The organism is Streptomyces sp. BR123 (assembly GCF_013401435.1).
Lineage (GTDB): Bacteria > Actinomycetota > Actinomycetes > Streptomycetales > Streptomycetaceae > Streptomyces.
The window spans coordinates 1-10,303 of record NZ_JACBGN010000252.1; the positions used below are offsets into that span (position 1 = coordinate 1).

Consider the following 10,303-nt stretch of genomic DNA (forward strand, 5'->3'; position numbering starts at 1 on the left):
GTGAGGCTCCGCCGACCCCCGGAAGCCCTTCTGCCCCTCCCTCCTCAGCGGACGCGTCCGGGGCGTTCGGCGGAGCCTCACCGCTCGCGGCGGCGGCCTGGGACTGCGCGAACAGATCCTCCTGGGTGTAGTCCGCGAGCCCGGTCACGCCCACGCCCAGCAGCCGCACCCCGCCGGTGGTGTCCACCGCCTCCAGCAGCCGCGCCGCGGCCTCCCGCACCACCGCCGGATCGTCGGTCGGCCCCCGCAGCGTCTCGGAGCGGGTCAGTGTCGAGAAGTCGTACCGGCGCACCTTCAGCACGATCGTGCGCCCCGAGTGCCCGGACCCCCGGAGCCGCTGCACGCACCGGTCGGCGAGCCGCTGCACCTCGGTCCGGATCCGCACCCGGTCGTGCAGGTCCACGTCGAACGTGTCCTCCACCGACACCGACTTCGCGTCGCGCTCGGCGACCACCGGCCGCTCGTCCCGTCCCAGCGCCATCCGGTACAGCCCCACCCCGTGCGACCGCCCGATCAACCGGACGAGCTCGTCCTCCCCGGCTTCGGCGAGCTCCCCGACCGTGGTGATCCCGGCCCGCCGCAGGTGTTCCCCGGTGGCCGGCCCGACCCCGGGCAGGGTGCGTACGGACATCGGCGCCAGCAGCTCCCGCTCCGTGCCCGGCTCGATCAACAGCAGCCCGTCCGGCTTGGCCTCCTCGGAGGCCACTTTGGCGAGCATCTTCGAGCCGGCCAGCCCCACCGACCCCGTCAGGCCCGTCGCGGCGAGGATGTCCGCCCGCAGCCGCTCTCCGGTCTCCCGCGCGGAACGGGAGTCCCGGACACCGCCGCCGCCCGCCTCCAGGTCCACGAACGCCTCGTCCAGGCTCAGCGGTTCCACGAGCGGGGAGAGCTCTCGCAGCAGGGTCATCACGATGTCGCTGACCGACCGGTACAGCTCGAAGCGGGGGAACAGGTAGGCGCCGTTCGGGCAGAGCCGCCTGGCCTGGGCCGTCGGCATCGCCGAATGCACTCCGAAGCGTCTCGCCTCGTAGGACGCGGTGGCGACCACCCCGCGCGGCCCGAGCCCGCCGACGATCACGGCCTTCCCGCGCAGGCTCGGCTTCGACGCCTGCTCCACCGAGGCGTAGAAGGCGTCCATGTCGAGATGGAGGATGGTCGGTGCGGCTCTCACAGCACCGATGCTGCCTTACGCCACTGACAATGCCGAGTGCCGGACGGCAACTGCGCGGCCGTGCGCCGACCGCGCCGCGCCCCGGGCGTCAAGCCCTGGGGCGTCCGGCGGGCGTCGGGCGTCGGGCGGCTCAACCGGCCCGGTTGCGCCGTGCCGCCAGTTCGTCCGCCGGGTTGTGTCCGATCACCGTCTCGCCGGTGTCGACCCGCTCGCCGTGCAGTTGCGACAGTGCCTTCTCCACGTCCCGCCAGACCACGCCCACGGCGATGCCGAAGATCCCCTGGCCGCCCTGGAGCAGGCGCACCACCTGCTCCGGCGAGGTGCATTCGTACACGGTGGCGCCGTCGCTCATCAGCGTCATGCGCTCCAGGTCCGAGAAGCCGCGGTCCCGCAGGTGCTGCACAGCGTTGCGGATGTTCTGCAGCGCTACACCGGTGTCCAGGAAACGCTTCACGATCTTGAGGACGACCACGTCGCGGAAGCTGTAGAGGCGCTGGGTCCCGGAGCCGTACGCGGGGCGCACCGTAGGCTCCACCAGCCCGGTCCGTGCCCAGTAGTCGAGCTGCCGGTAGGTGATGCCGGCAGCCGCACACGCGGTCGGCCCGCGATAGCCGACCTGCTCGGCCGCCTGGGTGCCGGCCGCCTGGGTGTCGGCCGCCGGCGCCGTCGGCGAGGTCTCCGGCTGGCGGCACGGGGCGCCCGCCGCGCTCCCGAGGAGCGGGTACGGCCCACCGTCACTGCGTGCGGGGATGCCCCCGGTCGTACCGTCGCCCGTGACTCTCACGCCGACCCTCCGTCCTTGACCTGCCCCCTCGAAGGTAGGCAGTCACCCGGGGTGCGTCAACGATCGCCACACTCGGCACGCCGAGTGATAATCACCCTGAGAGTGGTTTCCCGTGCCCCTTGGAGGGGCAAGGTTAACTGAATGGGGCGGCGGTCTCACCGAGTTTGACAAGACCGGTGTCTCACTGCGGCCCGGTGCCGAAGTCCTCCGGGGAGATCTGGTCGAGGAACTCGCGGAACTTCTCCACCTCGTCCTCCTGCTCGTCCGGGATGGCGATTCCGGCGTCGGCCAGCACGCCGTCGCTGCCGAAGATCGGCGTTCCCGTCCGCAGGGCCAGCGCTATGGCGTCTGACGGCCGCGCGCTCACCTCCACCCCACTGGAGAAGACCAGCTCCGCGTAGAAGACGCCCTCCCGCAGATCCGTGATCCGGACCTCGGTGAGCTCCTCACCGAGCGCCTCCAGCACGTCCTTGAACAGGTCGTGGGTCAGCGGACGCGCGGGGGCCATGCCCTGCTGCGCGAAGGCGATCGCGGTCGCCTCCCCGGGTCCGATCCAGATGGGGAGGTACCGATCGCCTCCCACTTCACGCAGGAGCACGATCGGCTGGTTGGAGGGCATTTCCACCCGGACACCCACAACGTCGAGCTCGTTCACACAGCAACCCTAGGACCTGCCCGGCAGGTTTGGGTAGTCGGGACCCCGCCGGTCAGTGCAGCCGCACCCCGAGGGCAGCCTGGACGAGGGCCTCGTGGAGCCGTACGGACAGCCCCGCGAGCTCTTTGGCGGTGGCCTCCGCATGCGCCCTGGTCTGGGGGTTGCGATGGCGCCGCAGCGGGGCGACGACCTGCTCCACCAGGCCCGCCTCCCGATCCGCGGCCGCCTTCATGGCCCGCAGGTGCCGGGGCTCCAGCCCGAAGCGGCCCAGATCGGCCACCAGCCGGGCCACGATGAGCGCATCGGCGTCGTACCCGCCGCCCGCAGCCTCCGCGAGCAGCCCGTACGACTCCCATTCGGCCAGCTGGGCCTCGTCCGCCTCGGCCGCGGCGATCAGCTCGGCCCGCCCGACGCGGGTACCGGCCGGCAGCTCCCGACCCGGCCCGGCCGGGAGGGAGCCGGGTGCCACGGGCTCCGTGCCCTCCCCGTGGGCCGTGGGCGCCGGGATCCGCACCTGCTCACCGCGGTCCAGTGCGTCCAGCTGCTCGCGGATGACCTTCAGCGGCAGGTAGTGGTCGCGCTGCAGGCGCAGGATGCGGCTCAGCCGCTCGACGTCGTCGGTGCTGAACTTGCGGTATCCGGACGGTGTGCGTCTGGGCTCGACGAGCCCCTCCGCCTCCAGGAAGCGGATCTTCGAGATCGTGACCTCAGGGAATTCGTCGCGCAGCATCGTGAGCACCGTGCCGATGCTCACCAGCCGCCCGGCCGAGGCGGCGGTGCCGTTTCCGGCACCGCCCGTCGGAGTACGCAGCACAGGACCTCCCTGGAGTTCCCCCCGGACGGAGTCCGGAAGGGTCAGACGCCCCGCAGGCTCGCGTAGAAGACCAGCCGGTACTTGCCGATCTGCACCTCGTCGCCGTTGTGCAGCGGGACCGAGTCGATCGGCTCACGGTTGACGTACGTGCCGTTCAGGCTGCCGACGTCGGCGACGGTGAAGCCGCCCTCCTGGCTCCTGCGGAATTCGACATGCCGCCGGGAGACCGTGACGTCGTCCAGGAAGATGTCGCTCTGCGGGTGCCGGCCTGCCGTGGTCAGCTCGCCGTCCAGCAGGAAGCGGCTGCCCGAGTTGGGACCGCGCCGCACGATCAGCAGGGCGGAACCCGGCGGCAGTGCCTCCACCGCGGCCTGGGCCTCGGGGGACAGTGCCGTCGACACGTGTTGTCCCGTCACCTCGGCCTCATAGGCCTCCAGGCCCGAGATCGAGATGGTGGACGTGGTCTCCGTGGCACGCTCCGGCGTCAGACCCGCCCGGAGCGGCGCCCCGCAGTTGGAGCAGAACCGGCTGGCCGCATCGCTGCGATGCCCGCACCTGCTGCAAACCTGCTCGGCCGACATGGACGGCTCCTCGTGCCGCGGGTACCCCGCGGAGGCGTCGGTGGCATACGGGTCGGGAGCAAACCCGCCACCCGTACTCGAGGTTGATGATTCACCGAAACCTATGCGTCCGGTACCGGCAGGGTCAACAGCCGACGCGCCCGGCGCGCCCTGAACGCCACCCGCACCCGCGACCTCGTCCCGGAAGAGCGGCCGGTCTCCCTGGCTCTGCGCCTCCCCTTGTACGGCACGGGACTCTGCCGCGCCGCCTTCCTCGCGGTTCTTCTTGCCGAACAACTTCTCAAACAACTTCACGGGCGATTCCCCTTGAACGAAACAGACCCGCCCGTGGGGCAGGACGAACTCCGAATGCACACACCTGCCGACCCGGACATCCTCACAACGTCCGCAACCACCAGACAGTTTCCACCACGCGCAACAACTTCAGCGCGCCGACCCCCCGCAGGCACCGGCCCGCGCAGGACCCTCCGCTCTCCGTCCCGCATCACGACGGTGACGACCGAGCGTAGTCAGGCTGCTTCGCAGCCCGCAAGGCATCCACAATGATCTTCGCCGACCGTGTGACGGCAACAGTGGCCTGTTCCTTCTCCAGGGTCTGCACCACACCGCCCGGGATGTTCAGCGCCGGCTCCAGATCCTGCGGTTTGCCGATCACCCTGAACTCGTAGGGCTGTGCGATCTTCTTACCATCGATCGCGATCTGGCCGCCCTCGTCCGAGAAGTACGAGCCCGCCACCACGCGCACCCCGTTGATCTGGATCGCCTCGGCCCCGGCGGCCCGCAGCTCCTGGAGCGCGTCCAGCAGCTGGTCGGACTCCACCTGCCCCCTCGGATCCGTGATCTTCATCGTGATACCCGGACCCTGAGCCGCCACCGTACCGGCCAGGATCCCGAGTTGGCGCTCTTTTTCGACGGTCTGCCGGCGCGCCTCCTCAGCCTGGTTGGAGCTGCTCTCCAACTCCTTGCGCTGGTCCTCCAGCTGCTGCTTCTCGTCCTCCAGGCGCTTGGTCCGGCCGTCCAGCTCGTCGAGGATCCGGACGAGGTCCTCCTGGCGGGCCCCGCGCAGCGCACTGGAATCGCTGTTCGACCGCACCTGGATGGCCAGGCCCAGTCCCAGCACGAACAGCAGCAGCGCCACGATCAGTTGGGCGCGGCTCGCCCGCAGCGGCCACAGCCCGGCCGCGAGCCTCTGCCGCCCGGTCATCTCGGGCTCCGCAGGCCCGGCCGGCTCGGTGGCCCCTGCGGGCTCGCCCGGCTCCGTGGGCCCTGCGGGCTCGCCCGGCTCGGTGGGCCCTGCGGGCTCGGCCGACCGGGTCGACGCGGCGGGCGGGACGGGCAGGACGGGCGGGACGGGCCGGTGCGGCTGGGCGGGCTCGGCAGCCGGCTTCCCGGGCCGGGGCTCGGCCTCTGCCGCGGGCAGTTCTCCGGGCTGCGCGTCCGGCCCGGTCTCCCGCGGGGGCTGCTCCGGGACCTTCGGCTCCTCGGGAGGGGTGTCGTTGTCGTTCGTACTCATCTGCCTCACGCCCGGAACACGTGCCGGCGGATGGCCGCCGCGTTGGAGAAGATGCGGATGCCGAGCACGACCACGACGCCCGTGGACAGTTGCGAGCCGACGCCCAGCTTGTCGCCGAGGAAGACGATCAGCGCGGCCACGACCACGTTCGACAGGAACGACACCACGAAGACCTTGTCCACGAAGATGCCGTCCAGCATCGCCCGCAGACCGCCGAAGACCGCGTCCAGCGCCGCCACCACGGCGATCGGCAGATAAGGCTCGACCACGGCCGGCACTTCGGGCCGGACCAGAAGTCCGACCACCACTCCGGCCACGAGGCCCAGTACCGCGATCACGATGCACCCTTCTTCGGCTCTTCTGCTGTGGCTGTCCGTACGGTCACGCTGGACGCGGCGGGCAGCCGCACGTCGTCCGCCGGGGACAGGGAGTACCGGATCCCGTAGCTCTCCTGGAGGACTCGCAGGTACTGGCCGTCCACGGAGTCCTGGAACACGGTGCCGAGCCGCTTCTTGTCCCCCACCGCCAGCACCTCGTACGGCGGTACCAGCGGCCTGTTGTCGACCAGTATCGCGTCACCCGCGGCCCTGATCGCCGAGAGTGCGGTCAACCTCTGCCCGTTGATGGAGATCGCCTCGGCCCCCGCCTGCCAGAGCCCGTTGACGATCCGCTGCATGTCGCGGTCCCTGAGCCGCCCGGTGTCGGAGAAGCCGGTGTTCTCCCGCGGCTTGCCGCCGCCGGCCGCGGAGGAGCCCTTCGCGTCGTCCACGACCAGCTTGAGTCCCGGACCGCGGACCTCGGAGGCACCGGACAGCAGGGTCACCAGCTGCCCCTGGTCCCCGCCGTGCTGCTTGAGCGCCTGGCGCTGGCGCCGCGCGACGTCCGTGCGCAGGCGCTCGATGTCCTGCTCCAGGCCGTCCGCCCGCTCGTCGGCCACCTGGACGCGGTCGATCAGCTCCTGGCGCTCCTTGGCGAGCACCGGCGCGGAGAACCGCGTCTGGGCGGCTCCGAGCGTGACGACCATGGCGGCCAGGACGAGGCCGGCGGCCAGCGCCAGTTTCGACTTGAGGGTTCGCGGAAGTCCCGCTGTGCCCTCGGCCTCACGCCGGGCCGACGCTTCCGCATAACCCTCGTCGAGGCTGTGGTCCATCACGTGCGTCAGCAGCGACATGGACGCGTCCGGGCGCGCCGACGGCGTCGGCACCGAGCTCCGGTTGTGGGACGGCTGCGACATGCCGCTCATCGTCGCACGTCGGCGCCGCCCGCACCGAATGCGCCCGAACGGTGGACCGGGCGCGACGCTCCGCACCCGGTCCACACGCCACTACCTGCCCGGGGTCAGTGCCCGGAGCCGTCCAGCACTCCGGCCCATTCCTCCAGCAGGGCCTGTGCGGACGCGTCGTCGGGGCCCTCGGCCCACAGGTGTGTCACCGCCTCCGCCGGGTCCGGCAGCACCAGTGCCCACCGTCCGTCGGCCTCGACCACCCGTACTCCGTCGGTGGTGTCCACCTGGCGGTCGCCGGCGGCCTCCACGACCCGCCGCATGACGAGCCCCTTGACCGCCCACGGGGTGGGCACGTCCCGCTTGAGCACGTGCGCACGTGGTATCCGCGCATCGATCTGGCTCAGGGTGAGCTGGGTCCGCGCCACCAGCCCGATCAGCTGCACGAAGGCCGCCGACCCGTCGAAGACACTGCTGAACTCCGGGACGATGTACCCGCCCCGCCCGTCCCCACCGAAGATCGTGTTCTCGGCTCGGCCGACCCGGGTCAGGTCGTCGGGTGAGGTCGTGGTCCATTCGACCTGTGTCCCGTGGTACGCCGCCACCTGCTCGGCGATACGGGTCGTCGTGACGGGCAGCGCCACCTTGCCGCTGCGCTTCTCCGCGGCCACGAGGTCCAGGAGCACCAGCAGCGCCCGGTCGTCCTCGATGATCCGGCCGCGCTCGTCGACCAGTGAGATCCGCTCGCCGACGGGGTCGAAGCGCACCCCGAACGCGGCCCGCGCCGAGGCCACGATCTCGCCCAGCCGGACCAGCCCGGCCCGCCGGGACTCCGCGGTCTCCGTCGGCCTGGACTCGTCGAGCCCCGGGTTGATCGTCAGCGCGTCCACTTCGAGTCGGCCCAGGAGGCTGGGCAGGACGAGTCCGGCACTGCCGTTGGAGGCGTCCACGACCACCTTCAGCCCGGAGTCGGCGATGCCCGTGGTGTCGACCCGCCGCAGCAGCGAACCGGTGTAGGAGTCGAAGACGCTGGAGGGGAACTGGAGGTCGCCGATCTCGCCGGGGAACGCCCGCCGATATTCCTGACGTGCGAAGACGCGGTCCAGCTTGCGCTGCTGCGCCTGCGAGAGGTCGGCCCCCCGCTCGTCGAGGAACACGATGTCCACGGAGTCGGGGACACCGGGCGAGGTCCGCAGCATGATCCCGCCGGCGCTGCCCCGTGCGGTCTGCTGTCTCGCCACGGGCAGCGGCACGTTCTCCAGGTCGCGTACGTCGATCGCGCTGGCCTGGAGCGCCGAGATGACCGCGCGCTTGAGGGCGCGGGCGCCGCGGGAGTGGTCGCGGGCGGTGGTGACGATCGCACCCTTCTTGAGGGTGGTCGCGTACGCTCCGGCCAGCCGGACCACCAGTTCGGGGGTGATCTCCACGTTCAGGATGCCGCTGACGCCGCGGGCCCCGAACAGGTGTGCCTGGCCGCGGGACTCCCAGATGACCGAGGTGTTGACGAAGGCGCCGGCCTCGATCGTCTTGAAGGGGTAGACGCGCACGTTCCCCTGAACGATCGACTCCTCGCCGACGAGGCACTCGTCACCGATGACGGCGCCGTCCTCGATCCGGGCTGCCCGCATGATGTCGGTGTTCTTGCCGATCACGCAGCCGCGGAGGTTGCTGTGGGGGCCGATGTACACGTTGTCGTGGACCACGGCCTTGTGCAGGAAGGCACCGCTCTTGACGACGACGTTGGATCCGACGACCGTGTGCTCGCGGATCTCCACCCCGGCCTCGACCTTGGCGTAGTCCCCGATGTACAGCGGCCCGCGCAGGACTGCGTCAGGGCTCACCTCGGCGCCTTCGGCGATCCACACCCCGGGCGAGATCTCGAAGCCGTCCATTTCGATCTGGACCTTGCCTTCGAGTACGTCGGCCTGGGCCTTCACGTAGCTCTCGTGCGTGCCGACGTCCTCCCAGTAGCCCTCGGCGACGTAGCCGTAGATCGGCTTGCCCTCCTTCATCAGCTGGGGGAAGACATCACCGGACCAGTCCACCGGAACATCCGGCTCCACGTAATTGAAGACCTCGGGCTCCATGACGTAGATGCCGGTGTTCACGGTGTCGGAGAAAACCTGGCCCCAGGTCGGTTTCTCGAGGAAGCGCTCGACCTGTCCTTCCTCGTCGACGATGGTGATGCCGAATTCGAGTGGGTTGGGCACCCGGGTGAGGCACACCGTGACGAGTGCGCCTTTCTCCTTGTGGAACCGGATGAGGTCGGTGAGGTCGAAGTCGGTGAGTGCATCGCCGGAGATGACGAGGAACGCGTCGTCCTTCAGGGCCTCCTCGGCGTTCTTCACACTGCCGGCAGTGCCGAGTGGCTTCTCCTCATTGGCATAGGTGAGCTCCATTCCGAGCTCTTCGCCGTCACCGAAATAGTTCTTGACGAGTGATGCCAGGAACTGCACGGTGACCACGGTTTCGCTGAGCCCATGCCGCTTGAGCAGCCTGAGCACGTGCTCCATGATCGGCCGGTTGGCCACCGGCAGGAGCGGCTTGGGCATGCTCGAGGTCATGGGGCGAAGACGAGTGCCTTCGCCACCGGCCATCACGACGGCCTTCATGTCGGAAGAGTCCTCCTTGGGAGACGACGTTCCAGCCGACCTCACCCGTCCCGGGCGGTGACTCCGCAACTCCTCCGTGTCGGTCCGGCACGGAGCGGGCTCAATCGGCCGCGGCGTCCGCCTTCACGAGACGGCGGACCTGCGCCACGTAAAGGATTCCTGCCCACCAGTAGAGCGTTGTACCCCATCCGGCGAACGCCCATCCGAAAACTGCCCCCATCCAGGCCAACCAGCCCGTACCGTCACTGAGCAACAGCAGCGGGAACGCGTACATCAGGTTGAAGGTTGCGGCCTTGCCGAGGAAGTTGACCTGCGGCGGCGGATAGCCGTGGCGACGCAGGATCCAGACCATCACCAGCAGCATCAGATCGCGTGCGAGCAGGGCCCCGGTGAGCCACAGCGGCAGAATGTCTCGATAGGTCAGGCCGAAGAGCGTGGAGAGGATGTACAACCGGTCGGCGGCGGGGTCCAGCAGCCGTCCGAGGCTGCTGATCTGATTCCAGCGCCGTGCCAGCTTGCCGTCCAGGTAGTCGCTGACTCCGCTGAGCATGAGGACAGCGAGTGCCCATCCGTCGTACTCCTCCAGAATCAGCCAGAGGAACAGGGGCACGCCGGCGAGGCGGGCCATGCTCAGGATGTTCGGAATGGTGAAAATTCGGTCCGTCTGAACCCGAGTCTCCTGGACCTCCACCCGGGGGCCTCCACTGTTGAACGTACGAACGATGCCACTCGACCCTAGCAGGAAGGCGTGTGCCTCCAGAACGCAGAAAAGCCCCGCACCGAACCCCCGGAAAGGGGGGCTGGTGCGGGGCTTCCCGCAATGATTGTTCGGCGGCGTCCTACTCTCCCACAGGGTCCCCCCTGCAGTACCATCGGCGCTGAAAGGCTTAGCTTCCGGGTTCGGAATGTAACCGGGCGTTTCCCTAACGCTATGACCACCGAAACACTATG

General features: G+C 69.8%; 10 protein-coding genes and 1 rRNA gene. All 11 read right to left on the minus strand.

Features of this window, described 5'->3' with window-relative positions; all coding sequences use genetic code 11:
* Positions 1 to 1,171, minus strand: a 1,171-nt coding sequence (locus HYE82_RS28445) for a DNA polymerase IV (RefSeq protein WP_179177041.1), incomplete at its 3' end; no start/stop codon positions are given.
* 130 nt (positions 1,172 to 1,301) lie between these two features.
* Positions 1,302 to 1,955, minus strand: coding sequence for a MerR family transcriptional regulator (locus tag HYE82_RS28450; protein ID WP_179177042.1), 654 nt, complete (start codon positions 1,953 to 1,955; stop codon positions 1,302 to 1,304).
* Positions 1,956 to 2,136: 181 nt separating this feature from the next.
* Positions 2,137 to 2,610: a bifunctional nuclease family protein gene (locus HYE82_RS28455; RefSeq protein ID WP_179177043.1), complete on the minus strand. Its 474-nt coding sequence runs from the start codon at positions 2,608 to 2,610 to the stop codon at positions 2,137 to 2,139.
* A 52-nt stretch (positions 2,611 to 2,662) separates the two neighbouring features.
* Positions 2,663 to 3,424, minus strand: coding sequence for a MerR family transcriptional regulator (locus tag HYE82_RS28460; RefSeq protein WP_179177044.1), 762 nt, complete (start codon positions 3,422 to 3,424; stop codon positions 2,663 to 2,665).
* 41 nt (positions 3,425 to 3,465) lie between these two features.
* A complete protein-coding gene (locus HYE82_RS38520) occupies positions 3,466 to 4,359 on the minus strand; it encodes an FHA domain-containing protein (RefSeq protein WP_309144476.1) in 894 nt (297 codons plus the stop codon).
* A 130-nt stretch (positions 4,360 to 4,489) separates the two neighbouring features.
* Positions 4,490 to 5,518, minus strand: coding sequence for a DUF881 domain-containing protein (locus HYE82_RS28470; RefSeq protein WP_256987829.1), 1,029 nt, complete (start codon positions 5,516 to 5,518; stop codon positions 4,490 to 4,492).
* A 5-nt stretch (positions 5,519 to 5,523) separates the two neighbouring features.
* On the minus strand, positions 5,524 to 5,856 hold the full coding sequence (locus HYE82_RS28475) for a small basic family protein (protein ID WP_030158423.1): 333 nt from the start codon (positions 5,854 to 5,856) through the stop codon (positions 5,524 to 5,526).
* Entirely contained in the window at positions 5,853 to 6,761 is a 909-nt protein-coding gene (locus HYE82_RS28480) for a DUF881 domain-containing protein (RefSeq protein ID WP_179177045.1), read from the minus strand. The genes HYE82_RS28475 and HYE82_RS28480 overlap by 4 nt, the downstream gene beginning before the upstream one ends.
* Positions 6,762 to 6,856: 95 nt before the next feature.
* Positions 6,857 to 9,352: a mannose-1-phosphate guanyltransferase gene (locus tag HYE82_RS28485; RefSeq protein WP_179177046.1), complete on the minus strand. Its 2,496-nt coding sequence runs from the start codon at positions 9,350 to 9,352 to the stop codon at positions 6,857 to 6,859.
* Between the two features lie 100 nt (positions 9,353 to 9,452).
* Positions 9,453 to 10,043, minus strand: a complete 591-nt coding sequence (locus HYE82_RS28490) for a CDP-alcohol phosphatidyltransferase family protein (protein ID WP_179177047.1) — start codon at positions 10,041 to 10,043, stop codon at positions 9,453 to 9,455.
* Positions 10,044 to 10,178: 135 nt separating this feature from the next.
* Positions 10,179 to 10,295, minus strand: a 5S ribosomal RNA gene (rrf, locus tag HYE82_RS28495).
* Positions 10,296 to 10,303: the final 8 nt, after the last annotated feature.

Coding starts and splice junctions, on each gene's coding strand:
- HYE82_RS28470 (WP_256987829.1), bottom strand. CDS start 5,518: ATGAGTACGAACGACAACGACACCCCTCCCGAGGAGCCGAAGGTCCCG.
- HYE82_RS28480 (WP_179177045.1), bottom strand. CDS start 6,761: ATGAGCGGCATGTCGCAGCCGTCCCACAACCGGAGCTCGGTGCCGACG.
- HYE82_RS28485 (WP_179177046.1), bottom strand. CDS start 9,352: ATGAAGGCCGTCGTGATGGCCGGTGGCGAAGGCACTCGTCTTCGCCCC.